Here is a 25,823-nt window from a genome sequence, read left to right on the forward strand (position 1 = left end):
GGGGCACTCCCGGCGTTGAAAGGGGCTGTGCTACGACGACGACCTCTCACCCCCCGTCGTAGTACACGGACATACGAAGCAATGTTTCGGCGTGTCGCCCTTAACCTGTTTAGATGCCTCGTTTTGCGCTTGATATTGAGTCCGTGCCCCGCCCTGTCCGTGCGCAGGAGCTCCTGAACGCAGTGAACCACCGCGTCGTCATCGCCGACGGCGCCATGGGCACCATGCTGCAGGGCCGGGAGCTGTCGCTCGATGTGGACTTCCAGAACCTCGAAGGCTGCAACGAGATCCTCAACGACACCCGCCCGGACGTCATCGCGGACATCCACGACGCGTACTTCGCCACGGGCATCGACGCCGTCGAAACCAATACCTTCGGTGCCAACTGGTCCAACCTCTCCGACTACGGCATCGACGACCGCATCGCCGAGCTCGCCCTCAAGGGCGCGAAGATCGCCCGCGAACGCGCAGAAGCCGCCGAGGAAACAGACGGACGCATGCGCTGGGTCCTCGGCTCCATGGGCCCCGGCACCAAGCTCCCCAGCCTCGGCCACACCAGCTACGACTACCTCAAGCAGACCTTCGCCCTGCAGGCCGAGGGCCTCATCGACGGCGGCGCAGACGCCTTCCTCATCGAAACCAGCCAGGACCTCCTGCAGACCAAAGCCGCGGTCAACGGCTGCAAGCAGGCCATCGTGTCCCGCGGCGTCCGGCTGCCCATCTTCGTCGAGGTGACCGTCGAGACCACCGGAACCATGCTCATGGGCTCCGAAATCGGCGCCGCGCTCACCGCCCTGGAGCCGCTCGGCGTCGACGCCATCGGCCTGAACTGCGCCACCGGCCCGGACGAGATGAGCGAACACCTCCGCCACCTCTCCAAGCAGTCCTCCGTGGCCATCGCCTGCATGCCCAACGCCGGCCTGCCCGTCCTTGGCGCCAACGGCGCGCACTACCCGCTCTCACCCACTGAACTCGCCACCGCGCACGAGCAGTTCGTGCGCGAATTCGGCCTGGGCCTGGTGGGCGGCTGCTGCGGTACGACGCCGGAACACATGGCCGCCGTCGTCGAACGCCTTGCCCCCTTCCGCACCCGCAAGACGGACGCCGACAGCAACAGCCCAGCCCGCGTCCCCACCGAACGCGAAGCCGGCGTCGCCTCCCTCTACCAGCACGTGAACTTCGACCAGGACGCCTCCTACCTCGCCATCGGTGAGCGCACCAACGCCAACGGCTCCAAGGCGTTCCGCCAGGCGATGCTCGAAGAGCGCTGGGACGACTGCGTGGACATCGCCCGCGAGCAGATCCGCGTCGGCGCCCACCTGCTGGACGTCTGCATCGACTATGTAGGGCGCGACGGCGTCGCGGACATCAAGGAGGTCGTCTCGCGTTTCGCGTCCGCCTCCACCCTCCCGCTCGTCATCGACTCCACCGAACCGCCCGTGCTGCAGGCCGGCCTTGAACTCATCGGCGGCCGCCCGGTGGTCAACTCCGTCAACTACGAGGACGGCGACGGCCCGGACAGCCGCTTCGCGCGCATCATGCCGCTCGTGAAGGAACACGGCACCGCCGTGATTGCCCTGACCATCAACGAAGAGGGCCAAGCCCGCACCACCGAGGGCAAGGTGGCCATCGCCTCCCGCCTCGTCGACGCCCTGGTGGGCGAATGGGGCATGCGCGTCGAGGACATCATCGTCGACTGCCTCACCTTCCCCGTCGCCACCGGCCAGGAGGAAACCCGCCGGGATGGCATCGAAACCATCGAGGCCATCCGCCAGATCACCACCAAATACCCCGGCATCAACACTACGCTCGGCGTCTCCAACGTGTCCTTCGGCCTCAACCCCGCAGCGCGCATCGTCCTGAACTCCGTGTTCCTGCACGAGGCCGTCCAGGCGGGCCTGACCAGCGGCATCATCGACGCGGCCAAGATCGTCCCATTGGCCTCGCTGCCGGAAGAGCAGCGCAAGGTGGCCCTGGACCTCGTCTACGACCGCCGCGAATACGACGCCGACGGCAACACCACGTACGACCCCCTGGCCATCATGCTGGACATGTTCGCCGGCGTCGACACCGCCGCGCTCAAGGACCAGCGCGCCGCTGAACTCGCCGCGCTGCCCACCGGCGCGCGCCTGGAACGGCGCATCATCGACGGCGAAGGCAAGGGCCTCGAAGACGACCTGGACCTCGCGCGCAGCGAGGGCATGACCCCGCTCGGCATCATCAACGACCACCTGCTCGAGGGCATGAAGGTGGTGGGCGAGCGCTTCGGCGCCGGCGAGATGCAGCTGCCGTTCGTGCTGCAGTCCGCCGAGGTGATGAAGAACGCCGTCGCGCTGCTCGAGCCGCACATGGAGAAGTCCGATTCCTCGGGCAAGGGCACCATGGTGATCGCCACCGTGCGCGGCGACGTGCACGACATCGGCAAGAACCTGGTGGACATCATCCTCACCAACAACGGCTACAAGGTCATCAACATCGGCATCAAGCAGGGCATCGCCGAGATCATGGCTGCAGCCGAGGAGCACAATGCCGATGTGATCGGCATGTCCGGGCTGCTGGTGAAGTCCACCGTGGTGATGAAGGAGAACCTCGCGGAGCTGCAGTCCCGCGGCCTGGCGAAGAAGTGGCCGGTGATCCTCGGCGGCGCAGCCCTGACCCGCGCCTACGTGGAGCAGGACCTGGCCGAGCAGTTTGACGGCGTGGTCCGGTACGCCAAGGACGCCTTCGAGGGCCTGGCCCTCATGGAACCGCTGGTCCGCGTGGCCCGCGGCGAGTCGCCGGACGACGTCGGCCTGCCGCCGCTGAAGAAGCGGATCCACAAGGGCGGTGCGAAGTTCACGGTGACCGAGCCGGAGGCCATGCCCGGGCGGTCCGACGTCGTCGCGGACAACCAGGTTCCTTCCCCGCCGTTTTGGGGCACGCGTATCGTCCGCGGCGTCTCGCTCCACGACTACGCTGCGTTCCTCGATGAGCGCGCCACGTTCATGGGGCAGTGGGGGCTCAAGCCCGGCCGCGGCGAGGACGGCGCCTCCTACGAGGAGCTGGTGGAACGCGAGGGCCGGCCGCGCCTGCGGTACTGGCTGGACCGCATCCTCGGCGAGGGCATGCTCGACGCCTCCGTCGCCTACGGCTACTTCCCGGTGGTTTCCGAGGGGGAGCAGGTGGTGGTGCTGCACCACGGCGAGGATTCCGATGGCGTCCTCGGCACCGCGGGCCTGCTCGCCCCCGATGGTGGTTCAGGCGGCCCGATCGGCACTGACCGTCTGCGTTTCGACTTCCCGCGCCAGCGCCGCGACCGGCACCTGTGCCTTGCGGACTTTGTGCGGTCACGGGAATCGGGGCAGATTGACGTGCTGCCGGTGCAGCTGGTCACCGCCGGTTCGAAGATCGAAGAGTTCACGTCCAAGATGTTCGCGGCCAACCAGTACCGCGACTACTACGAGCTCAATGGCCTGGTTATGCAGCTTACCGAGGCGCTGGCGGAGTTCTGGCACGCGCGCATCCGCAAGGAGTTGGGCTTCGCGGCCGAGGAGCCGAAGGACACGGCCGGGTATTTCAAGCTCGACTACCGCGGTGCTCGGTTCTCGCTGGGCTACCCCGCGTGCCCGGACATGGAGGACCGCCGCAAGGTGACAGAGCTGCTGAAGCCTGAGCGGATGGGCGTTGTTTTGAGCGATGAGCTGATGCTGCACCCCGAGCAGTCCACCGACGCGTTTGTGTTCCACCACCCGGAGGCGAAGTACTTCAAGGTGTGAGGTGGGGGCGGTCTTGGGCTGGGGGGAATAAGCCTTCGTGGCTTGCCCTCTTAGCCGTCGTCTACGCAGGTTCGTCACCTCGTCGACAGTACATTTTCGCGGTCGTCTCAGTGGTGTCCGAACCGTTCCCGAGCAGTTCGGGCAGATGTGCCGAGGGCGGCACCGATAACCTCCCACGAGTCCCCCTTGGCGCGGGCGGCGCTGACGGCGGCGTCCAGCTCAGCTTCGGCCTTCGCGGCAGCCGTACGGGCAGCGGTGATCCGGCGGAAGTCCTCGGCGCCCCTGCCCACCTGAGGAGCCGGGCTCAGGCGAAGGAGCGTACCATCCACCCGCAGCGGCGCGGCTAAGTGTTCGACGTGCAGGACATAACCTTCTTCGGGCGCGCGCTGAATGTAGAGGGTGAGGACGGCCTTTCCCTCACCGTCATCAAAGTCCACTTTTCCGTAGCTCTCACTGGGGCCAACAGGCCACGGGCGCGGCTTCAACCGCCATCCAGCTTCGTACTGCGTCGGCTCGTAGGCTGGTGTTTCGCGAGGGGTCATACTGGCCGTTCTCCTTCAATTGCCTTGCCACTGCGTCCCGACGCGTAGAGGCCGCAGCAAGGCCTCTCACCGGGGGCGGGGCCGGCGGCGGCTGGGGGAGATGCACGTGATCTCAGCCGTACACCTTCGCCGCCGGCTCCCGCTTCCACGGTACGGCCGCGGGCTAACGGGCACCCGGGTAGCAGGTACCCGAATCCGGCGAAGGCATTTACCTGCGGTGGGCGTAGGCCGGGGGAGGACCCGGGCCCTTCCGGGTGGACAGGCCGGAAACGGCGTGCGCCGGTTCCTGCTTGTTGCTATTGCGGGCAAGCAAAAGGACGCGCCCCGTTCGCTGAGCGCGTCCTTCGCTGTGTGGTCTGGTCAGTCCTTCTTGAAAGCGTCCTTGACCTTCTCGCCGGCCTGCTTCAGATCACCTTTGGCCTGGTCGGCCTGGCCCTCGGTCCGCATGCTCTCATCGCCCGTGGCAGCGCCTGCCGCTTCCTTGCCCTTACCGCCGGCCTTCTCGGCCGCGTTTTCAATCTTGTCGCCCAATCCCATGGTGTTTCCTCCTCTGGTTGGCAGCCGTTCGCAGGCGGCTCCAAACATCATAAGCAGTCGGGTGGGGCGAGATACTCCGCCACATGCTTAGGATCTGGTTTTCAAGTCCCACCGGGTCCTGAAGGATGCCGCTCCTGAGCAGCATTCGCAATGAGAAGAAAGGCAGCGGCATGGCTGAGCAGCAGCAGCCCAGCCGGCATGAGGAATCCGCAACCTTAAGATTCTGAGCTAGTCCGGCCGCCCTGCCTTGTAATTACTGTCTTTTTGACATTTCCCAAACTCGGATCGCGGAGTATGTTGAGAGGCACCACGCGGCAATGGAGTGAGTTTCGGCATCGATCCGGCATTTGTATTCTGGGTCGGCCAAATCACTGCTACCGCAACCACGAGAGCGGGGAGGCACTCCAATATCCGGGAACCAGCGGACCTAGCACTCTGGGAGACTCCCCATTCCCGCGGGGCTTCTTCCTATGCGTCAGGGGCGGGAATTCAACCAAGCATTCTCTACCAAAACAAATGAAGGAGATTCTCGTGTTGCTTTGGATAGCCATCATCATCGCAGTTCTCTGGCTTTTAGGACTGCTCACCAATATCGGCGGCGGCCTCATACACATACTTCTGGTTATTGCCGTCGTGGTCCTGGTCTTCCACTTCATTCAAGGCAGGACCCGGGCCTAAAACCACAAAATCATTTCGAATACAATGCGTGCGTAAGCGGCGACCTCGCTCCGGGGCCTGTCCTGGAGCGGTCGGTCCGACGGGATGGCAGGTGCAGCCACTGTCAGCGGACGCCGAAGTCGCTGTCAATATACGAACCCGGGCGATTTTCAGTGCCATGCTGGCAATTGCAGCCACCATCCAGCTGCAGCCGAACGGTCACCGGACTCGATGCTTCGAGCAGGATGTCAACATGCTCCTTCCCGTTGCTGCTCAGGCGGAGAATTGATTCTTGGTCTGTGCGAGTGGTTATCTGATTATTTTTTGATGCAGGGGGAGTGGAGGCCCGCCGGTGGCAAGGGCCAGGAAGGCCCGTGCCATCCGAGCGGGTTGCTACTTACGGTGAAGGGCTACTGACTGTCCCGGTCTACGTAGCGGGGTGTGAAGGTGGGGCCGGCGACCGCGAGGCTTGCACCAGGTGATGCTTGCTTCGCAATCTCCGGGCCCCCACCAACTGCGGTACTACGCCTTGACGTACCCGTTCGGATTCAGCACGAATTTCGTTGCCGAACCGGCGTCGAATTCGGCGTAACCGCGCGGTGCATCCTCAAGTGGGATCGCTGTGGCGTTTACTGCCTTGGCGATCTGGACCTTGTCGTGCAGGATCGCCATCATCAGTTGGCGGTTGTAAGACATGACGGGGCACTGTCCGGTAGTAAATGACAGGGACTTTGCCCAACCGGTGCCCAAGGACAGCGACAGGGAGCCGTGCTTTGCTGCCTCGTCAATTCCACCAGGGTCGCCGGTGACATACAGGCCGGGAATGCCAAGTGCCCCGCCTGCAGCGGTGATGTCCATGAGCGAGTTCAGCACGGTGGCGGGGGCCTCGTGGGAGGCGTCCTTGCCGTGACCGCGGGCTTCGAACCCTACGGCGTCGACCCCGCAATCCACTTCGGGGACGCCAAGGATTTGCTCGATCTGGTCCTTCGGATCGCCGTTGGTGACGTTCACCGTTTCGCAGCCGAAGGAGCGGGCCTGGGCCAGGCGGTCTTCGTTCATGTCACCGACAATCACGACGGCGGCACCGAGCAGCTGCGCGCCGACGGCGGCCGCGAGGCCCACCGGACCGGCACCGGCAATGTAGACGGTGGATCCAACGCCCACTCCGGCGGTGACGGCGCCGTGAAAGCCTGTGGGGAAGATGTCGGAAAGCATGGTCAGGTCCATGATCTTTTCCAGGGCCTGGTCGCGGTCCGGGAACCTGAGCAGATTCCAGTCAGCGTAGGGGACCAGCACATATTCGGCTTGGCCGCCCACCCAGCCGCCCATGTCCACATAACCATAGGCGCTTCCCGGGCGGTCAGGGTTGACGTTCAGGCAGATGCCCGTCTTGCGCTCCTTGCAGTTCCGGCAACGGCCGCAGGAGATGTTGAAAGGTACAGAGACAATGTCTCCCACCTTGATGAACTCCACATCCGAACCGACCTCCACCACTTCGCCAGTGATTTCATGGCCAAGGACGAGGTCCTTAGGGGCGGTGGTCCGGCCCCTGACCATGTGCTGGTCCGAGCCGCAGATATTGGTGGTCACCGTGCGCAGGATCGCGCCGTGGGGTACTTTTCGGCCCACATTGGCCGGATTGACGCCAGGCCCATCTTTGAGTTCGAACGTCGGGTAGTCGGTGTTGATGATTTCGACGACACCGGGTTCTTTGTAGGCGACGGCTCTGTTTCCTGACATGGACACTCCTTTGAGTAGGGGTACTTGGTGCCTGGCCTTCCATTCGGATGGCCTTGCACTGGTCCGGCAAAGTTGCAGGCGCTGCCCCATGGCCCGTGAAGGATGCTTCGATGAGGATACCTCCCCAGGTTTCAGGCCACCGAAGCACCCTTCACGGGCACGGGACAGATGGTCGAAGAGCCTGTATTGATGAGATTAGGGTCACAAGAGCTGCAATAAAAGCGCAAGTATCTGAAGATAACCATGCGGAATAGCTGCATGGTCGATGAACGGCGCACCTCGCAATACGTGCGCCCGGGAAAAGCTGAAGGGACTGGGCCCGGTATATTACCGAACTCAGTCCCTTCAGCTTCAGTTCCAGCTCACAGGTGAGCTGGTCATATCGCGGGTGTTATTTCTTTTCGGGGAGGAACATTGCCTTTTCCAGCGGTGTCACGGTGAGTGATTTGAGCTGGGCGGTACCGCCTTCGGCGAAGAGGGCCATCTTGTCGGCTCCCGGGTTGGGGAATACCTGGTCGGTGATGGTCTTCAGGCCGTTCTGGGCGAACACCTCCACGGAGGAGCGGTCCACGTAGATCCGCATGGTCACGTTGCCGTTCTTGTCCAGCGTGACGGGGGCGTCCTCGATAGATGCGAAGGCCGGGTGGAATGCCGTGTTGCCGGATTTGGTGCGGTCAACGAACATCTTGCCGGTGGTGGCATCGTAGCCGATGACGGTGGACGACTGTCCGTCGCCAAGGACGGTGATGCCGGATTTTGTTGCGGTACCGGGGGCGAAGGTGATGTCCACCTGCTGAACCTGGCCTGCCGACTGTGCAGGCAGTGGGTGCGTGCCTGCGGGAATGGGGCCGCCCTTTTTGTCGTTGTAGCTGACTTTCCCTCCCAGTTTTTCCACTTGCTTCACGGCGCTTTGGGTGAGGCGGGGGCCGTCAGGGGTTTGGGTGAGTTTCACTTCGCGGGGAAGGGCCATGGCGCTGCGCCAGGGGTTGGTTGGGATGTTGTTGGCGTAGTCCCAGTTACTCATCCAGCCCAGCATGATCCGCTTGTCCTCGGGCATGTTGCCGAAGGATACGGCGGCGTAGTAGTCCCGTCCGTAATCCAGCCAGTCATAGGACTCCAGCCGGGACGTCGCTGGGGCGGGGCTAGCTGTGAATTCGTCCGCGAGTATGTGCCCCCAGCCGAACCGGTTGTTATCGACAACCTTGATTTGGGCCTGCTGGCCAACGAATTCCTTGACATCCCAAGATGCCCAGTCCAGGCTTTCACTGTCGTTGCCGGTGGCCGTACGTACCACCTTGCCGTCGACGACCAGGTTCACCGTTTCTTCATCGGACCTGGGAACAGCGGCGGTGTCGGTGAGCATGACATGGTCAAGGGTCAGGTGTCCCCACCCGCCGGTAGCTTGGTCAACGATACGCAGCTGGGCGTTTTGGCCCGCAAATTCGGAGACGTCCCAGCCTTTCCAGTTCAGCAACCCGCCGTTGTCGCCGGCCAGAGAGCGGACCACGTTGCCATTAATGAGCAGCTGGACAGCGAGGGTCTGTCCGGAGTCGGCGGACCGGTTGCCGCCTCCGATCAACATACTCATGAAATTCTTCGTGATAGGGAACTCGGGTGATGTCAGGGTGCCTTGGCGGTCATCACCGGGAACGGTGCCGGTTTCGAACGTGTTGATCCGTTTGGCGCCAATGTAATAGTCCCCACCGCTGGTGGCTGGCTGGAAATTGGGGGTCAGGTCTCCTGTTCCGGTCCAGCCGGCATCGGCCAGCGTAGTTCCCTCGGGAACTTCGAAGCCGTCAAACTTGAGCTCGCCCTCGGGCGGGTTATTGTCCAGCTTGTCCGAGACGTGGGGGTGCTTGCCTCCGCCCACGAGGAAGTTCAAGTAGTCGTCGGTCACGGTGAATGTGGGTGACTGCATGGAACCGAGGGGCCAGTCGCCGTCGTTGAAGGAATTGATGAGTCCGCTGCCGCCGAATCCGGTTACCGGGCTCTGCCCGGGCAGGGAACCGGTGGCCGGGGCGTCACCGAAGGGGCCGTTCTTCCAGTTGCCCGGTTCGTTGTTCACCGTCCAGCCGTTGTAGGTTCCTTCGTTGAATCCGGCCAGGACTGTTCCGGCCGGCGCGGCAGCGGCTGGTTTGGTGGTTTCGGAGGTGAACGTGGTGCCGTCGAAGTTGCCCACGAAGTACTGGACGGCAGAGCCTCCAGCGACGCCGCCGGGGTTGATGCTCACGATCATGACCCATTTGACGTTGTTCGGGTCGCCGTCAACAGCCAAGGGGAACAGGTCGGGGCATTCCCACTGCCCGCCGGTGGCGTTAGCGGGCCCGAAGTCGCTCAGCGCGGTCCAGTCCTTAAGGTTGTCGGACTTGTAGAGGACAACCTTGTGCTCCTGCGATTCCACCGCGGTCATGACCCAGTAGCCTCCGCCGGCCGGGTTGTCGTACCAGAAGACCTTCGGGTCGCGGAAGTTGGCTGAGTTTCGGTTGAGGACAGGATTGCCGTCGTACTTGGTCCAGGTCTGGCCGTCGTCCAGGCTGTAAGCCAGGGACTGGGCCTGCAGGCCGCGGTGCGGGGACGCTTCCTTGTAGGCGCTGGTGTAGATCGCGATCAGGGGCGGGTTTTCCTTGGTGCCCAGTCCGGACGTGTTGTTTTTGTCGACAACGACGCTGCCGGAGAAGACATCCTCCTGGGCATCGGTGGAGATGGCCAGCGGCTGCTCTTCCCAGTGGACGAGGTCCTTGGACGTGGCGTGGCCCCAGGACATGTTCCCCCAGGTGTTCCCGGAGGGGTTGTGCTGGTAGTACATGTGGTAGACGCCCTTGTGGAATACGAGCCCGTTGGGGTCGTTCATCCAGTTCTTTTCCGGCGTGAAGTGGATGGCCGGGCGGTGCCGCTCATCCCCGAGTTCGACCGCGGACGCGGGCATGGCACCAGCCAATGCAGTGGCGAGCGAGAGGCTGGCCAGTGTCAGTGCAGAGACGCAGCGCGCGCTCCGCATTGTGGATTGCTTCATGTTGCTTGTGTCGCCCTTCATTGCGCGTGTCTAGCCAGTAGACAACGTTGTCAGTCGGTGCGATGGACTCTAAAAGATGTCTATCGGACAAGTCAACGGTCGCTTTTGTGGCCGATTTCTTGAGTCTGACTACCTTGCGGGGCACGGGAACGACGACTGGCCCCGCGTCCGCAGGACGGGGGCTGAGACGTGCGAAGGGGCGGTCCTTGAGGGCAAAAACCCTGGGGGACGCCTACCCTGGGGCCGCTGTGTGCAGCTGGGCTATAGGACGGGGTTGAGCCAGGTCAGCTCCGAGGCGTCACCTTCGATGTGGCGGGCCAGTTCCTCGTTGAACCTGGCTCCGTAGTCGGCGGTAATGTGCTCCTGGAACGCGGCTTCATCCATGTAGACCTCAAAGACGAAGTATTCCCGGGGGTTCTCTTCGCGGGTGTAGGGAAGAAACAGTTCGTTGCCGGGTTCGTTCCGAACGTGCCGGGTCAATTCGACCATCATTTCGGCAACGCGGGCCTCACTGCCGGCTTTGACGGTGAACTCGGCATACAAGGTTTTGGTCATGATCTCTCTCTTCAGGTTGGTTTTGCAGAGGTGAGGTTTTTGGGAAGGGGTTATGCCGGCGGGCGGATTTCGCCGGTGCCTCTCTGGATGAGCTCGGAGGGGACAATGTAGGTCCGCGGAGGTTGGTCGTCGCCATCGATTCTGGCCAGAAGCCGTTCGGCGGATTTGACGCCAATCCGCTCCGGGTGCTGAGCGATGACAGTAACCCCGGGGTCCATCATGTCGGCGAGCGTGAAGTCGTCAAAACCGACAAGTGCCACACGCGTGTGTGCGCCAAGCTCTTTCAGCGCGCGCATCGTTCCGAAAGTGACGAGGTTCTGGCTGGAGAAGATTGCCGTCGGAGGGTCCTCGGAATTCAGCAGTTCCAGGGCCGCCCGCCTCGCTGCTTCCTCATCATGAAGATCGTCGATGACGGGTAGTGCAGAGGTTGGAAGTCCTGCCCGAGCGACCTCCTCGAGGAAGCCCCGCCGGCGCTCGCGCGCGGTTTGGATGTCTGTGCGGTCGCCCAGGTAGGCCAATTTGGTGTGTCCGTGCATCAGCAGATGTGCGGCCGCTTTGCCCGCGCCCACTGCGTTGTCAGTGACCACGGCATCAGCCTCAACCCCTACCGGCTCGCGGTCAATAAAGACCATTGGCAGGTTTCTGGAGTGCTCCGGGATCATGTAGGCCTGGTTTTTTGCGATCGGCGTCAGGACAAGGCCGTCGACCCGCCTGCCCAGGAAAGCTGCGATGATGGCCTGCTCCCGCTTGGGGTCGTCGTCGAGGCTGGCGGCGAAAACGGCTATTCCCCGGGCGCCGAGCGCATCCTCCATAGCCCGGTGTATCTCACCGCTGAACGGGTTGGAGACGCTGGGCAGCAGTAGGCCGACCGAGAGGGTTCTTCTGCCCGCCCGGCGGAGGCTGCCGGCTGTGACGTCCAGCTGGTAGTTGAGCTGCGCGATGGCATCGAGCACCTTTTGCCGGGTGGCCTCGGATACTCCGGCCTCGTTGTTGATCACTCGTGAAACGGTTTTGATGCCGACACCCGCGAGTGCCGCCACGTGGCGCATCGTGGGTCGGGTTGGGGACAGAGGTGGCTGGTAACGATCGGACATCGTTGTCAAGAAAGTCGCTCCTTCTCGTTCTTTTCCTATTGACTCTAGCCTGTGATCCTGCTTACCTCGTCTATGACATCGTTGTCGAGGCCAGTAAAGGCCTCAAACACCAGGAGATTCAATGTTGAGTTCCAAAGCACCACGTTCAATGGCCACCCGCCTGTTCGCGGCAGGAGCGGTCCTGACGTTGGGAGCGGTCAGTCTTTCTGCCTGCGGCGGCAGTTCCAGTGGCCCCTCAGCCGGCGGAGGCTCCGCTGACGGGAAGGTCGGTGTCTCCCTGATCGTCAAGACCACCACCAACCCGTTCTTCGTTTCCATGCAGGACGGTGCAAAGAAGGCCGCCGAAACTGACGGCGTTGACCTGAAGCTGGCCGCCGGCAAGGCCGATGGCGATGAGGAAACGCAGATCCAGGCGATCGAAAACGCCATCTCCAAGGGCGACAAGGGCATCCTCATCACACCCAACGGCCCCTCCGTGGTTGACGCCCTGAAGAAGGCGAAGGACGCAGGCCTGTTCGTTATCGCTTTGGACACTCCGCCGGACCCGGCCGACGCCGCCGACATCACGTTCGCGACCGACAACTTCGCCGCCGGCGAGCTCATCGGAAAGTGGACCGCCGCACAGCTGGACGGCAAGAAAGCCACCATTGCCCTGCTGGACCTCTTCGACGACAAGATCGTCTCAGTGGACTACAACCGCGACCAGGGCTTCCTGACCGGGTTGGGCATCGACACCGCTGACAAGAAGAAGAACGGCGATGAAGCTAAGACCGGAAAGTACACAGGCGGCAAGGGCGGTGACTACGAAATCGTGGGCAGCCAGGCCTCCGGAGGCAACGAGGACGGCGGCCGCACAGCGATGGAAACCCTTCTCGCCAAAAACCCGAACGTCAACGTTGTTTACACCATCAACGAACCTGCCGCTGCTGGAGCCTTCGAGGCGTTGAAGTCCGCCGGCAAGGAGAAGGACGTGCTCGTGGTCTCGATTGATGGCGGCTGCACCGGCGTGAACAACGTTAAGTCCGGAGTCATCGGCGCCACCGCCCAGCAGTACCCGATCAAGATGGCCGAACTTGGCGTGAAGGCCATCGTGGATCTGGCCAAGACCGGTAACAAGCCTGCCAACTCGCCGGGCCTGGACTTCTACAACACCGGCGTCGAACTCGTCACTGACAAGCCGGCCGACGGCATCAAGAGCATGACCACCACCGAAGCTTCCGAGATCTGCTGGGGTAAGTAGAACCCCGCAGCCATGCGCCCGGGGAGGCCGCGCACCGCTCCGGCCTCCCCGGAGCACCAATTCCGCGTCAGCTACGCGCCAGCAAACCATCATCGAAGATCAGGACCCATCGTGACCCAGCAACAGACCGCCGGCCCGCCCAGTGCCGGGCATGCCGACCTGGCGGAGGAATTCCTTGACCGCCAGACTCCGCTCAGCCGGATACGCAACATCCTCCACCGTTACCCGGCACTCAGCCCGGCCCTCGTACTTGTCATCGCAGTGGTTGTGTTCGGCCTGCTTAATGACAGGTTCCTGCGGGTTGAAAACCTCTCGCTGATTACCCAGCAGGTGTCCGTCGTCGGCACGCTGGCGATCGCCCAGACACTTATCATCCTCACGGCGGGCATTGACCTGTCCGTCGGAGCCGTGATGATCCTGTCCTCCATGGTCGTGGCCCAGCTCGCCGTCAACAACGGAATCCCCGCGCCCGTTGCCCTGCTCGCAGGCCTGATCGTGGGACTCGCCGCCGGAGCCGTGAACGGATTCCTGGTCACCAGGTTCCGGCTCCCCCCGTTCATCGTCACTTTGGGCACGCTGAACATCTTCATCGCCCTGACGCTGCTCTACTCCAACGGAGCGACAGTGCGCGGCTCGGCGATGCCGGGCCTGCTCACCTGGACCGGAACCACCTTCCCTGTGGGCGCCGTCAGGATCTCCACCGGCGTCGTCGTGATGCTCCTGCTCTACATCGCCATCGCCTTCATCCTCGGCAAGACCGCCTGGGGCCGGCACGTCTACGCCGTGGGCGATGACAAGGAAGCCGCCCGCCTGGCCGGCATCGCCGTGAATAAAGTCCTTATGAGCGTCTACCTCGCCGCCGGCGCCGTCCTGGCCATCGGCGCCTGGATCCAGATCGGCCGCACCAACGCAGCCAGCCCCAACGCAGGCGTGGACCTGAACCTGGACTCCATCACCGCCGTCGTTATCGGTGGGACCAGCCTCTTCGGCGGCCGCGGCTCCGTCTGGGGAACCCTCCTCGGCGCCCTGATCGTCGGCGTATTCCGCAACGGACTCTCCCTCGCAGGCCTGGACGTTCTGTACCAGACCCTCGCCGTGGGCGTCCTGATCATCCTCGCTGTGTCCATCGACCAGTGGATCCGAAAGGTCAAGTCATGACCATGACAGAATCAGCAGCCACGCACACCCCCACCCGCGAGCCCATCCTGTCAGCCAGGAACCTCGTCAAGACCTTCGGCCGCGTTGTGGGCCTGGACGGCGTCAGCCTCGACCTGTACCCGGGCGAAGTCCTGGCCATCATCGGCGATAACGGCGCAGGGAAATCAACCCTGATCAAATGCCTCACCGGAGCAGAAGTCCCGGATTCCGGCGAACTCTTCGTCTCAGGACAGCCGGTACATTTCAAGCGGCCCCAGGACGCCCGAGCCCACGGCATCGAAACCGTATACCAGAACCTTGCTGTATCGCCGGCGCTCGATGTGGCGTCAAACCTTTTCCTCGGTCGGGAAGAGCGGGTCCCCGGCCCGCTCGGCAAGCTCTTCCGTGTCCTGGACACCAAAGGAATGCGTCGCAAAGCCAAGGATGAGCTCACGCGGCTCGGCATCTCCACACTCCAGGACGTGACGGTGCCGGTAGAGAACCTCTCCGGCGGCCAGCGCCAGGCCGTCGCGGTGGCCCGTGCCGCGGCGTTCGGTTCAAAGGTCGTGGTGCTGGATGAGCCGACGGCGGCGCTGGGCGTGCGCGAATCCAACCAGGTCCTGCAGTTGGTCCGGGACCTCCGGGACCGCGGCCTGCCCGTCATCCTGATCAGCCACAACATGCCCCACGTGTTCGACGTGGCAGACCGCATCCACATCCAGCGCCTCGGCAAATGCGCGGCCACCATCACCCCGCAATCCCACAACATGACCGATGCAGTGGCAATCATGACCGGCGCAGCCACCGCCTGATCAACTGTTTGCCCCGACGTCAGTCCGCGGACCAGGTCACCGGTCCGCGGACTGACGTCGCTTGAACAGCCCCCACCCCAGCTCCCCACGAGAGACAGACCATGGATTACCTCACAACAGCCCGGCAGGACAATCACCCGACACTTGACGTCACTGTCGTAGGCGAAGCGCTGATCGACGTGGTCACAACCTCAAACGGCCAGGTGGAACACCCGGGCGGCTCGCCGGCCAACGTCGCTTACGGGCTTGGCCGGCTCGGCGTCACCACAGGTCTGCTCACGGCCATCGCCCCGGACGCCCGGGGGACCGCCATCGAAAAGCATCTCCACAGCGCAGGAGTCACACTCCTGCCCGGTTCGAAGTCCCTCAGCCGGACACCGTCGGCAACAGCAACCCTCGCACCGGACGGCTCGGCCACGTACGAGTTCGATATCTCCTGGGACCTGGCCCCCATGCCGCCCGCGTACTTCCCCAAAATCCTGCACACGGGATCCATCGCCACCTTCCTCAGCCCAGGCGCCAGCGCCGTAAAGGCCCTGCTGGAACAGGCCCACCGGCACTGCATGATCACCTACGACCCCAACATCCGGCCGGCCCTCCTGGGCAGCCACACGGAAGCGAAAGCCATCTTCGAAGAGCTCGTGGCCCTCACCGACGTGGTCAAACTCAGTGATGAGGACGCCCGGTGGCTGTACCCCGGGAAAAGCCTGGACGAAACCGCTACACACATCCTCGGACTGGGTACCCGGTTGACCGTCATTACGAAGGGCGCTGGCGGCTCGAAATTCACCACAGCTGCCGCCACCATCAGCATTCCTGCCGTGAAAACGACGGTCGCAGACACCATCGGCGCCGGGGACTCCTACATGTCCGCCCTGATCCTGGGCTTCCTCACCCGAGGAACTGAAGGCTTCGCCCCGGCTGTCCTGGAGCAGCTTGGACACACCGCAGCCGCCGCCGCGGCCATCACCGTGCAGCGCCCGGGAGCGAACCCACCGACCCTTGAGGAACTGAACGCCGCACTCGAAGCCAATGCCCCCGCCCAATACGCGGGTGCGTGAAGCACGTCATTACCAAGGGGCTGGTCCTGCCACTATTTTCGGGGGGGTCCTTAGACCCTAAGGTGATGCCGGTCTTTGGCTTGGGTGGAGTGAGCCTGCTTTTGCCCGCCCGCGCTGGAGACCGGCTTCACGCGCCGGAGTGCGGCGAGAATGGCCCGGCCCACCACGGCCACTCCAATGATTGTGGTGATGGCGCGCAGGGTGTCCCAGCCCGCCGTCGACGTCACCAGTGAGTACAGCAGGAAGCTGCTGAGGTTGGTGCCCAGCGGCGCACCCGGCACGTACGAGATGCCGGTGCCGGCGCCCACCGCGAAGGGCCAGAACCACAGGTTTGTCAGCAGGCCGAACAGGTACGACGCCACCACGCCGTAGCCGGCCAGCATCCACAGCTCGGCCTTGCCACGCACCCGGCGGGGGAGCAGGCCTGCCCCGGCGCCCACCCATGCGCAGGCGAAGATCTGGAACGGCGTCCATGGCCCGATGCCACCCCACAAGACGCTGGAGACGGCGATGGTGGCGGCGCCGAGAAGCAACCCGAAGCGGGCACCGAACGCCCGCCCGGCCAGGATCAGCAGGATAAAGACCGCCTCCACGCCCCCGACGCCGGTACTCGCCACCCGCACCGCGGAACCTACCGCGGCCAGGACGCCGAGCAGCGCCACTGTGTGTGCCGACCGCACCGATCCGTCGAGGGACACCACGATGGCGACGACGGCGATGGGCGCCATGGCCAGCGCAGCGAAAGGGAGCGCCGCGGCGGCATCCTGCGGGAGCGCGGCAGCGAGCAGCGGCCAGCAGAAGGCACCGAGGGCCAGAAGGTTGGCAGCGGCGAGGACGGCGAGCTCGACGGGCCGCGGCATCCGGATGCGGGGCCTCTGTACGCTGTGAGAATCAGCTGGTTCGTCGGTGAACTTTCGCACTGGGATCCGTGCTGTTGCGGGTTGCGCGGGGACGGCATCAGCTGTAGCGGCTTCCGTCTCGGCAGAGGGCGCGACGCCGTCACTCATCGGGAGGATCCGGGCACCGAGGCTGTGGGCAAAGTTGAGGTCGTGCGTGGCGATCAGGACGGCAGTGCCGGCGTCCGCCGCGGCCCGGAGTGCTGCCGAGACTGCTGCGCGCGCCGCAGGATCGAGGCCGCGGGTGGGCTCGTCGATCAGTAGAACCTGCGGATCGTCCATGGTCTGCAACGTGATGGCAAGGATCCTGCGCTCTCCGGCGGAAAGGTCGCGGGGATGCTCTTGTCCGATGGGAATCGTGACGTTTCCGCGGAGACGGGCCAATCGCGCAGTTGCGGAGCCGGGCGCAGGCTGGGTTCCGGCTTTTCGGCGGGCCAGGCGCCGCTCGGCGGCACGAAGCTCTCCCGCGACGGTATCCCTGGTAAAGAGGTCGTCCGAGGCATCCGGCACCAAGGCGACCCGAGCGCCCTCGGCCGTGCCGCCGTCGTACGTAGTTGATCCGCCCGTACTTTCACCGAGCGCGAGTGCCACCAGGAGGGACGACTTCCCGGCGCCGTTCGGCCCCACCAGCGCCACCACTTCGCCGCGGTGCAGGGTCAGGGATGCGTCGCGCACTAGCGGCCTGCCCTTGCGGTGCACCGCAAGGTTGGTCGCCGTCAGCACGGGTGGAACGTCCACCGGCTCGCCCTGTGATTCACCGAGCTCAACAGGGTGTGAAGGGGAGGGGGTGGCGCCGGGGACGAGGGCGCCGTCGGCTATGGTCCACCAGGAATCGGCAACGGGTACGAGTGCTTCCGCCCGGTGCTCGGCAACGACGACACAGACTCCAGCGTCGCGGGCGAGGGCATGAAGTACCGCGATGACACGTGCCCGGGCTGAAGAATCCAGGTCGGCCAAGGGCTCGTCCACCAGCAGCAGGGCCGGATGATCCACCACCGCAGCGGCAATGGCCACGAGTGTTGCTTCCCCTGCGGAGAGGGTGCTGAGGTTCCGGTCCAGCAGCGCCGTCACGCCAATGCGCTCGGCGACCTCCTGCACCCGCGCCTTGGTGGCAGCGGACTGCATGCCGCGCAACTCAAGGGCGAGGGAGATTTCGTCCCGGACCCGGGTGCTGGCAAAGGCGGCGCGGGGATTCTGCAGGACGACGCCGACGTGGCGGGCGGTATCGCGCGGCGGAGTGGTGGCGCGGTCCGCCCCGGCGACGCGGACCGTGCCGGAGAGTTCGCCACCGTCGACGTGGGAGACGAGCCCCGCGATACCCCGCAGGATGGTGGACTTGCCGGAGCCGGTGAGCCCGGTGATGACGCTAATGGAGCCACTGGCGGGGGTGAATCCGGCAACGCGAACGGTCGCGCCACCGATGCGGAACTGTGCGTCCCGGACGAGAAGCGGAGCTTCGAAACCGCTCCCAAACTGCTGTACTGCCCGGCTCCCGAAGCCGCGCAGCTCGAGGGCGGCAGCCACCCGGCTGGCATGTTCCAGGGTGCGCTCGAGCACGGGCACCAGGGCGCGGGGGCCGAAGCGCTCGCCCCGCAAACGGAACGCCAGGCGTACGGAGGTGACGGCGTCGGCCAGCGCGGGGAGAGCTGCCCATGCCACCACAAGCATCCGGGCAATGCCCTGCATGGGGCCGTGGCGCGCGAGGTGCACGAAGCCGCGGGCCACGTCCACCCAGGCGTTGAGCAGGCCGAAGCCGACGAACAGTCCGGCAATGGGAAGGGCGGACAGGACCGCTGCCCATAACCCAGGCCCGGTGACCGGACCAAGGAAAACTACATGGGCGTACGGGGCCGGCAGCCGCATGGCCGGCAGGTCGAGCAGGATGGGCGAGCCAATGCCCGCGCCGTTGAAGAGGACGCGGTAGATGACCCGCGCCGCGATGAACACGACGGCCAGAGCAATGCCGGCGCGCAGCGGCGCGGGTCGAAAGGTCATGCCTTGGGCGCGGCCGGTTCGCCGTCGACGGTGTAGAGCAGTTCCAGGCTCTCGCCGGGGCTTACCTTCAAGGTTGCGACGCCTTCCTGGGCGTAGCCCCACTCACCGGAGGCCGGCTTGACCCACAGCGACCAGTAGGCGAAGGCAGCGGACATGTCCTTGCATTCCTCGCGGTAGGTGCCGCCCTTGTGCTTGATGTCGAAGTCGGCGGCGGGGACGCCGTTCACGCGGCACACCGCGTCGGGGTACTTCGTGCTGCCCTCGGTCTTGATCTTTGCCTCGTCGAGAACGGTCGAAGCTACGGTGGGTCCGTCCACGGGCACGCACACGGACTTGTCGGCGGCGGCCTGCTTCAGGGAGCCCGAATCGACGATGACCTTCACGCCGGTGCAGGGACCGTCGGAGGCGCTGGGGGAGGAGGCTGCCAAGGAAGCCGGTTCGGAGGCAGCAGGCTGGGTGGCCGGCGCGGAGCAGGCGGCGAGGGAAAACAGGAGACCGGCGGCGGCGAGGGAGCTCGCGGCGGCGGTACGCATCTTAGTCAAAGTCACCTGTCAAGGGTAGGACGTTGCCCGCTTGAATCCGGATGCGATCGCGTTGTATGACGTCAGGTCACTGTTTGCCGTCGTCATTCGGCTATGCCTAGGGAGAAACGCCCTAGGCTCCAGCCGCATATACGCGAATCCAGTCCACCCGCATCTCGCCAGCGTCGTCAGGAGTGCCGTCCGGGAACCAGTCCAATTGCAGTGTCTGGTGCATCGACGCTGGAGGCTGGTGGGTTGGGTCGTAGTCCTCAAACCACTTGACTCCATCGATGTAGCCCACCGTCCCGCTCGGAGACCAGTCAACCGCGTAGTTGTGGAACTGGCTGACGTCCAGAATCTTTGTCCCAGATGTTTGCGAATTTGAACATCCGTAGTGGTGGAAGAATCTGATTAAGCTCCAGTCACCAGTCGTCTCCGCGTAGTCAACTTCGCCCTCGCAGGGCCAATTCTCGCTATCCGGCCACAAAATGGACACCAGGTGGTATTCATTGTCACCGGAGCCCGCCGCGCGGATTTCCCACCGGCCGTACTTCTGGTTTGCGAATTTGGCGCCGATACCGGCAGTGGTGCCATCCGGAGTTCCATTGATAACCATCTTGAAACCGTCCACCGTAACCTGCTGTGGACTGCGGATACCGTTGCCCGCATGCCCTGGGCTGTTGTAAACAGTCCACTTGGTGGCATCGGGTGCACCTGTGTAATTGAACTCGTCGCCAGTTACAGGTGTGCCCCAGCCATGGGCTACCGCAGCCTCCGTGGAGGTCACTATGTCGGCTGCGGTGGTAATTACCAGCCGTGGACGCAGGGCGGCATTCGAGGATTCCTTGGACTTGAAGCCGATCCACTTCTGCGCGTTGCTTTCCAGCTTGAAGTTCGCCTCGCCACCGGTTGCGCCAACGCCCTTGGTAACGTCCCACTCAACCCAGGAGTTGGCAGCGAACCTGCCGGCCTTCCCCAGCCAAGTCGCGCGTGCCGGTGCGGTATTCCAGGTGACTCCCCGCTCGGTCCAGCCGCCGGAGGTAGTAAAAACATCCACGAACTGGGTGGACGTTGTTGAGGTCTCCGAATAGGCCCGCAGTTTAGCCGAAACAACATGTTCGCCGGCGGGAACTTGGACATTGAACCGTAGGAGTGTGTTCCGCCAAATATTGGTACGGCCTTCGGTTGATAAACGGATGCTGGTCCCGAAGTTGGTGGTCGCCTTGTCCGCCTGTACGTAGGTGTCCATTGTGGGGGAGATGGTCGCTGCTGCGGCGTTTGCCGATGGTGGAGTAAATACTGCGAACACAACCAGAACGGATGATGCGACCGCCACGTACTTACGCCAGAACTTGCCCTCGGCCCTTGTCAGGCCTGGAAACTTTGTTGGACGCGCACTTCGGTTTGTCCCGTGGATTGGCAATTCCTGGGTTATTAAGCCGGCGGATGTAGCTTTCATTTTAATCGGCTGTTTCTGTTGGGGATTTACCTTTTTGCCGGGTAAAGCAAGCGTCGACCCCAGAAACAACGACGGCTAAATGCCAGCTATGCCAAAGCGTAGACCCGAAACGAAAGTAGGCGCAATGAAGTAATGTACCTCTGTCCGGGGACGCTCGACACCCTAATACCTAAGTATTGAATGGTGCGGTAACCCCTATACCTAAGAAATGAACCGGCACCACAAGGAGGTTCGCTCCAGTGGATCCTAGCCGGCATCGCCTCCCTCTTGGGAGGAGCTGATGGACGCCGGCGCGTGCGGGATCGTCCCGGTCAATGGAAATTATCGGCTCAAATCTACCGGCTGACACTGCGGAATCCTCAACTCTGACCTGGGAATCCTAGGGTCTGGACCCCGGCAGCGGCCGGATTTATGGTGAAAAGGTGGCGGCTGCCTGACTGGCAGGATGGCCAGTGCTGCCGGTCCGCTGTTGCGGCCGTCCGTCACGAGGAGGAAGCAGATGGAACACGTTGAAGAAACAGTCGACGTGGCAGTGCCGGTGCGGACCGCGTACAACCAGTGGACCCAGTTCGAGTCCTTTCCGCAGTTTATGTCCGGGGTGGAGTCCGTAACCCAGCTGACCGATACCACCAACCACTGGGTTACCAAGGTGGGTGGTGTCCGGCGCGAATTCGATACCGAAATTGTTGACCAGGAGCCGGATGACCGGATCGCCTGGCGCAGCACCGACGGCAAGTCCCACGCCGGAATCATCAGGTTTACGCCGCTGGATCCCAACCATACGAAGGTCAGAGTCCATTTCGAATGGGCGCCCGAAACCGTCACCGAGAAGGCAGGCGCGGCCCTGAAGATCGACGAGATGCAGGTAAAGGCCGACATGCGGAAGTTCAAGGACTTCATCGAATCGCGCGGCACCGAAACCGGCGGCTGGCGCGGCGAAGTCCAGGACAGCGGCCCCACCGGGCAGTTCTAGAAGTGCCTGTGTGTCCGTCTGGGAAGTGACCCATCACCAACAGAAAGCGGACGACGGCGGGCGCCTCCCGCCGTCGTCCGCTCGCCTTTGCGTGGTTTTCCTCAGTGGGGCGTTAGGGTCATCGCCCTACGAGGCCCATGTGCAGATCGTTGTAGCGGTTCCCCTGCACGCCGATCCGGGCGGCGACCGCGTTGAGGTCTGCCACTTCATCGGCGGACAGCGCAACGGCGGTGGCCGCTGCGTTCTCCTCGAGGCGCTCGCGGCGGCGGGTCCCGGGGATCGGCACAATCCATGGCTGCTGCGCCAGGAGCCAGGCCAGCGCAATCTGTCCCGGCGTGGCGATTTTGGCTGCCGCGAGCCCGGCCACGTGATCAACCAATGCCTGGTTGGCGACGCGGTTCTCCGGCGTGAAACGCGGGATGGTGCCGCGCACGTCTCCCTCGGAGAATTGCGTGGCCGTATCGACGGTTCCCGTGAGGAAGCCCTTGCCGAGCGGGCTGAAGGGCACAAAACCGATCCCCAGTTCCGTCAGCGTTGGCAGCACCTCCGGCTCCGGGTCCCGTGTCCACAGCGAGTATTCGCTCTGGACAGCTGTCACCGGAAAGACGGCGTGGGCGGCACGGATGGTCGCAGCCGACGCCTCGGACAACCCGAAATGGCGCACCTTTCCGGCCTGGACGAGCTCGCCCACGGCGCCGGCTACTTCTTCAATGGGCACGTCTGGGTCCACGCGGTGCTGGTAGAAGAGGTCGAGCGTGTCCACCCGCAGCCGGCGCAGGGACTCCTCCGCGACGCGCTTGATCCGCTCGGGTGAACTGTCGAGGCCCACGGATTTGCCGCCCTCGATCCGCCAGCCGAACTTGGTGGCGATGACCACGTCCTCCCGGACCGGTGCGAGTGCTTCCCCGACGAGTTCCTCGTTGACGTAGGGGCCGTACACCTCGGCTGTATCGAAAAAGTTGATGCCGATCTCCACCGCGTCGCGGAGCACACCGATCATTGCCTGGCGGTCTCCGGGGTTGGGGCCGTAGCTCTGCGACATTCCCATGCAGCCAAGGCCGATGGCCGAGACCTGCAGACCCTGCCCAAGTGTTCGTATATGCACCGTGTCTCCTTTGCTGATGATCGTCCTGCCGACGCCGATGTGCCGGGCCTTCCTCCAGTCAACGCCTTTCAGTACGCGTAAGGGAGTCCCTGCTGGAACGGGTACTGGCAGGTCCCCCTTTGGCGGGAGGTAACATCGTCAGCAAGCCACCTGCAGCGGCATCGGCTGCCTGCTGGTTGGCACGGTGGGTTTGAAAGGGGAGCAGTGCGCGCAACAGTCAAGGACGTCGCGCGCCGCGCCGGTGTTTCACCCAAGACTGTCTCGAACGTGATGAACGGTATCGTTCCGGTGAGCGGGGCCACCAGGTTGAAGGTGGAGCAGGCGATCCTGGACCTGGATTACGTGCCCAACCTCTCGGCCCGCGGGCTGCGCAATGGAAGGTCCGGCGTGATTGCGCTGGCACTGCCTGACCTTGCCACGCCCTACTCGGCAGAGATTGCCCACAGCATCGTGGAAGTGGCGCATGAGCAGGGCTGGGTTGTGCAGATCGAGGAAACCGGTTCCGATCCCCAGCGCGAGCAGGAACTCATGGTTCGCGCCCGCACCAACCTGATCGACGGGCTGATCCTTAACCCGGTGGTGCTGGATGAGAGTGCCGTCCAGGTGGGCGTTGCCCTTCCGCCCGTGGTCCTGCTCGGCGAGGTCACGCAGAAGCTCGCTGACCGCGTGTTCGTGGACAGCTTCGCGGCCGCACGGGACATGACCGTGGCTTTGGCCAAGCCGGGGCGCCGCCGGATCGCCGTCCTGGGAACCACCCAGGGAAGGGGAGCAGCCGCGGCGATCCAGAGAACCCAAGGCTACGAGGAAGCGTTGCGGATCCTCGGAATTGGCCGGGACGAATCGCTGCTCATTCCCTGCGAAAAATGGACGCCGCAGACTGGTGCCGAAGCACTCACCGCCTACCTGGACTCGCATCCGCTTCCTGAAGCCCTGTTCTGCTTCACCGACTCCATGGCAATCGGCGCCATGAGCGTGCTCTGGAAGAGGGGCCTGCGGATTCCGGAGGACATTGCTGTTGCGGGCTTCGACGACATCGCCGACGGACGATACGCAGTTCCCTCCTTGACCACCGTCTCCTTTGACAAGCGCGCTATTGCCAGCGAAGCCCTGCGGCTCCTGACGGAGCGGATGGCGGACAGGGGCCATGAACAGCGCCTGGTTTCCATCGACTACAGGATTGTGGAGCGGGACAGCAGCCGCGGCTGAAACGGGAGCGGTCCATCAAGTTGTTGGCGCTAACAATTTTCCCTTGCAGGGGCGATTACATCGATGTAATGTGAGACCCGCGTCACTCCCCAGCAGCATTGGCCAGGGGCGCAGCGCGCCGGAACCGGAGTTTTGAGCAATAAGAAGTGACCTTCAGCGGACCCATCCAAAGGAGTGATTGGTGAAGCAGTTTGAATTATTTCCCGGGAAGCAGTTGTCCCGGAGGCAGTTACTGACGGGAACCGCGGCCTTCGGCAGCCTCCTGGCAGCAGGCGCACTGACAGGGTGCGGCGGAAACGCCCAGGCCGCCGGTGTCCGGGACATCGGGTTCTGGCATCTGCTGTCCGGTGGCGACGGCATCAAGATGCAGGCGATGATCAACAGCGCCAACCAGGCCAACCCGGGGTTCAAGGTGCACCCCACGGTGCTGGCCTGGGGACCCCCGTATTACACCAAACTGGCCATGGCCTCGGCAGGCGGGCGCCCGCCTGAGGTAGCCATCATGCACGCCAGCCGGGTACCCGGTTATGCGCCGGGCGGGCTGATCGACCCCTGGGACCTCTCCTTGCTGGCAGAGCACGGCGTTACCGGTGCTGACTTCGCCCCGCGCATCTGGGAGAAGAGCCAGCAGGACGGCAAGGTATTCTCCATCGCCCTGGATTCGCATCCGTTCGTGATGTTCTACAACACGGACGTGGCCAGCAAGGCCGGCGTCCTGGCCGGTAACGGACAACTGGAGGAAGTGGCTTCCCCGCAGGAGTTCATGGACCTGGCCAGGGAAATGCAGAAGGTCACCAAGGCCCATGGCCTGTCCTTTGGCTACCTTGGCAGCGGATCCCAGATGTGGCGGCTCTTCTACACGCTCTACAAACAGCACGGCGCGGACATCACCCTCACGCCGGGCCAGCCGATGAAGGTTGACCGGGACGCAGCCATTGAGTCGCTGGAATTCATGGCATCGCTTTTCGATGACACCATCGCGGCCAAGAGCGGTGACATCAGCACCGGCATCGCGGAATTCGCCCGCGGCGACTCGGGGATGCTCTTCAGCGGAGTCTGGGAACTGCCCACCCTCAAGAAGGCAGGCCTGCCGGTGGACGCAGCAACAATTCCCACGCTCTATGGAACGCCGGCCGCCTACGCGGACTCGCATTCCTTTGTCCTTCCACGGCAACTGAACGTGGACGAAGCGAAGCGCCGCGATGTCTACAAGTTCGTCAGCGACGTACTCAAGGGATCGCTCTCCTGGGCAGAAGCAGGCCACATTCCCGGGTACCAGCCCGTGGTCCAGTCGCAGGCCTACAAAGACCTAACACCGCAGGCGCACTACGCCAACGCAGCGGACGTCATTGCCTACGATCCGGAATCCTGGTTCAGCGGCTCGGGTTCCGATTGGCAGACCTACTTCGCGGAGAACGTGCAGAACGTCCTCCTCGGCCGCGACAAGGCAGTTGCGGGTTGGGGCGCCTTCGAAGAGCGGACCAACCACCTTCTTTCCATGCCCAACCCGGTCTAACCCCACCGA

General features: G+C 63.8%; 19 protein-coding genes. 9 read left to right on the top strand and 10 right to left on the bottom strand.

The genetic code is table 11. From position 1 onward, the window contains the following. Window positions 1-113: 113 nt before the first annotated feature. Complete coding sequence (gene metH / locus QF038_RS01680) at window positions 114-3,755, top strand: methionine synthase (RefSeq protein ID WP_307608119.1); 3,642 nt, start codon at window positions 114-116, stop codon at window positions 3,753-3,755. 107 nt (window positions 3,756-3,862) lie between these two features. Here metH and QF038_RS01685 read toward each other — a convergent pair whose 3' ends face one another. Then, on the bottom strand, window positions 3,863-4,297 hold the full coding sequence (locus QF038_RS01685) for a hypothetical protein (RefSeq protein ID WP_307608121.1): 435 nt from the start codon (window positions 4,295-4,297) through the stop codon (window positions 3,863-3,865). Window positions 4,298-4,657: 360 nt separating this feature from the next. Then, window positions 4,658-4,834 (bottom strand): CsbD family protein, encoded by a 177-nt coding sequence (locus tag QF038_RS01690; protein WP_307608123.1) that lies wholly within the window; start codon window positions 4,832-4,834, stop codon window positions 4,658-4,660. 531 nt (window positions 4,835-5,365) lie between these two features. On the opposite strand from QF038_RS01690, the gene QF038_RS01695 reads away from it, so the two are divergent. Continuing rightward, window positions 5,366-5,512: a lmo0937 family membrane protein gene (locus QF038_RS01695; protein WP_139205044.1), complete on the top strand. Its 147-nt coding sequence runs from the start codon at window positions 5,366-5,368 to the stop codon at window positions 5,510-5,512. 501 nt (window positions 5,513-6,013) lie between these two features. On the opposite strand, the gene fdhA is transcribed toward QF038_RS01695, so the two are convergent. From fdhA to QF038_RS01715, 4 genes are all read right to left on the bottom strand, one after another. Next, window positions 6,014-7,231 (bottom strand): formaldehyde dehydrogenase, glutathione-independent, encoded by a 1,218-nt coding sequence (gene fdhA, locus QF038_RS01700; protein WP_307608126.1) that lies wholly within the window; start codon window positions 7,229-7,231, stop codon window positions 6,014-6,016. A 391-nt stretch (window positions 7,232-7,622) separates the two neighbouring features. Further along, window positions 7,623-10,244, bottom strand: a complete 2,622-nt coding sequence (locus QF038_RS01705; protein WP_307608128.1) for a GH32 C-terminal domain-containing protein — start codon at window positions 10,242-10,244, stop codon at window positions 7,623-7,625. Between the two features lie 261 nt (window positions 10,245-10,505). Then, on the bottom strand, window positions 10,506-10,799 hold the full coding sequence (locus tag QF038_RS01710; protein ID WP_307608131.1) for a putative quinol monooxygenase: 294 nt from the start codon (window positions 10,797-10,799) through the stop codon (window positions 10,506-10,508). A gap of 50 nt (window positions 10,800-10,849) precedes the next feature. Next, complete coding sequence (locus QF038_RS01715; RefSeq protein WP_307613375.1) at window positions 10,850-11,848, bottom strand: LacI family DNA-binding transcriptional regulator; 999 nt, start codon at window positions 11,846-11,848, stop codon at window positions 10,850-10,852. Between the two features lie 166 nt (window positions 11,849-12,014). Between QF038_RS01715 and QF038_RS01720 the strand changes: the two genes are divergently transcribed. The 4 genes from QF038_RS01720 (at window position 12,015) to QF038_RS01735 (ending at window position 16,143) form a co-directional block, all read left to right on the top strand. Continuing rightward, window positions 12,015-13,133 (top strand): substrate-binding domain-containing protein, encoded by a 1,119-nt coding sequence (locus tag QF038_RS01720; RefSeq protein WP_307608133.1) that lies wholly within the window; start codon window positions 12,015-12,017, stop codon window positions 13,131-13,133. Between the two features lie 111 nt (window positions 13,134-13,244). Beyond that, window positions 13,245-14,291, top strand: a complete 1,047-nt coding sequence (locus QF038_RS01725) for an ABC transporter permease (protein ID WP_307608135.1) — start codon at window positions 13,245-13,247, stop codon at window positions 14,289-14,291. Continuing rightward, window positions 14,288-15,082: an ATP-binding cassette domain-containing protein gene (locus tag QF038_RS01730; RefSeq protein ID WP_307608138.1), complete on the top strand. Its 795-nt coding sequence runs from the start codon at window positions 14,288-14,290 to the stop codon at window positions 15,080-15,082. Before QF038_RS01725 ends, QF038_RS01730 begins: the two co-directional genes overlap by 4 nt. Window positions 15,083-15,183: 101 nt before the next feature. Further along, complete coding sequence (locus tag QF038_RS01735) at window positions 15,184-16,143, top strand: carbohydrate kinase (RefSeq protein ID WP_307608140.1); 960 nt, start codon at window positions 15,184-15,186, stop codon at window positions 16,141-16,143. A gap of 50 nt (window positions 16,144-16,193) precedes the next feature. Here QF038_RS01735 and QF038_RS01740 read toward each other — a convergent pair whose 3' ends face one another. From QF038_RS01740 to QF038_RS01750, 3 genes are all read right to left on the bottom strand, one after another. Continuing rightward, on the bottom strand, window positions 16,194-19,034 hold the full coding sequence (locus QF038_RS01740) for an ATP-binding cassette domain-containing protein (protein ID WP_307608142.1): 2,841 nt from the start codon (window positions 19,032-19,034) through the stop codon (window positions 16,194-16,196). After that, window positions 19,031-19,582 (bottom strand): hypothetical protein, encoded by a 552-nt coding sequence (locus QF038_RS01745; RefSeq protein ID WP_307608144.1) that lies wholly within the window; start codon window positions 19,580-19,582, stop codon window positions 19,031-19,033. The genes QF038_RS01740 and QF038_RS01745 overlap by 4 nt, the downstream gene beginning before the upstream one ends. A 106-nt stretch (window positions 19,583-19,688) precedes the next feature. Further along, window positions 19,689-20,891 carry a DNRLRE domain-containing protein gene (locus QF038_RS01750; protein ID WP_307608146.1) on the bottom strand — a complete coding sequence of 401 codons (1,203 nt, stop codon included), beginning with the start codon at window positions 20,889-20,891 and terminating at the stop codon, window positions 19,689-19,691. Window positions 20,892-21,513: 622 nt separating this feature from the next. On the opposite strand from QF038_RS01750, the gene QF038_RS01755 reads away from it, so the two are divergent. Beyond that, window positions 21,514-21,987 carry an SRPBCC family protein gene (locus QF038_RS01755; protein ID WP_307608148.1) on the top strand — a complete coding sequence of 158 codons (474 nt, stop codon included), beginning with the start codon at window positions 21,514-21,516 and terminating at the stop codon, window positions 21,985-21,987. A 118-nt stretch (window positions 21,988-22,105) separates the two neighbouring features. On the opposite strand, the gene QF038_RS01760 is transcribed toward QF038_RS01755, so the two are convergent. Next, window positions 22,106-23,092: an aldo/keto reductase gene (locus QF038_RS01760; RefSeq protein WP_307608150.1), complete on the bottom strand. Its 987-nt coding sequence runs from the start codon at window positions 23,090-23,092 to the stop codon at window positions 22,106-22,108. A 204-nt stretch (window positions 23,093-23,296) separates the two neighbouring features. Between QF038_RS01760 and QF038_RS01765 the strand changes: the two genes are divergently transcribed. Further along, window positions 23,297-24,298 carry a LacI family DNA-binding transcriptional regulator gene (locus tag QF038_RS01765; protein WP_307608152.1) on the top strand — a complete coding sequence of 334 codons (1,002 nt, stop codon included), beginning with the start codon at window positions 23,297-23,299 and terminating at the stop codon, window positions 24,296-24,298. A gap of 181 nt (window positions 24,299-24,479) precedes the next feature. Continuing rightward, window positions 24,480-25,814 (top strand): ABC transporter substrate-binding protein, encoded by a 1,335-nt coding sequence (locus QF038_RS01770; protein WP_307608154.1) that lies wholly within the window; start codon window positions 24,480-24,482, stop codon window positions 25,812-25,814. Window positions 25,815-25,823 lie beyond the last annotated feature (9 nt).

It is taken from the genome of Pseudarthrobacter sp. W1I19 (genome assembly GCF_030817835.1).
Taxonomy (GTDB): domain Bacteria; phylum Actinomycetota; class Actinomycetes; order Actinomycetales; family Micrococcaceae; genus Arthrobacter.

Coding starts and splice junctions, on each gene's coding strand:
- metH (WP_307608119.1), top strand. CDS start 114: ATGCCTCGTTTTGCGCTTGATATTGAGTCCGTGCCCCGCCCTGTCCGT.
- QF038_RS01685 (WP_307608121.1), bottom strand. CDS start 4,297: ATGACCCCTCGCGAAACACCAGCCTACGAGCCGACGCAGTACGAAGCT.
- QF038_RS01690 (WP_307608123.1), bottom strand. CDS start 4,834: ATGGGATTGGGCGACAAGATTGAAAACGCGGCCGAGAAGGCCGGCGGT.
- fdhA (WP_307608126.1), bottom strand. CDS start 7,231: ATGTCAGGAAACAGAGCCGTCGCCTACAAAGAACCCGGTGTCGTCGAA.
- QF038_RS01705 (WP_307608128.1), bottom strand. CDS start 10,244: ATGAAGCAATCCACAATGCGGAGCGCGCGCTGCGTCTCTGCACTGACA.
- QF038_RS01710 (WP_307608131.1), bottom strand. CDS start 10,799: ATGACCAAAACCTTGTATGCCGAGTTCACCGTCAAAGCCGGCAGTGAG.
- QF038_RS01715 (WP_307613375.1), bottom strand. CDS start 11,848: ATGCGCCACGTGGCGGCACTCGCGGGTGTCGGCATCAAAACCGTTTCA.
- QF038_RS01720 (WP_307608133.1), top strand. CDS start 12,015: ATGTTGAGTTCCAAAGCACCACGTTCAATGGCCACCCGCCTGTTCGCG.
- QF038_RS01730 (WP_307608138.1), top strand. CDS start 14,288: ATGACCATGACAGAATCAGCAGCCACGCACACCCCCACCCGCGAGCCC.
- QF038_RS01735 (WP_307608140.1), top strand. CDS start 15,184: ATGGATTACCTCACAACAGCCCGGCAGGACAATCACCCGACACTTGAC.
- QF038_RS01740 (WP_307608142.1), bottom strand. CDS start 19,034: ATGACCTTTCGACCCGCGCCGCTGCGCGCCGGCATTGCTCTGGCCGTC.
- QF038_RS01755 (WP_307608148.1), top strand. CDS start 21,514: ATGGAACACGTTGAAGAAACAGTCGACGTGGCAGTGCCGGTGCGGACC.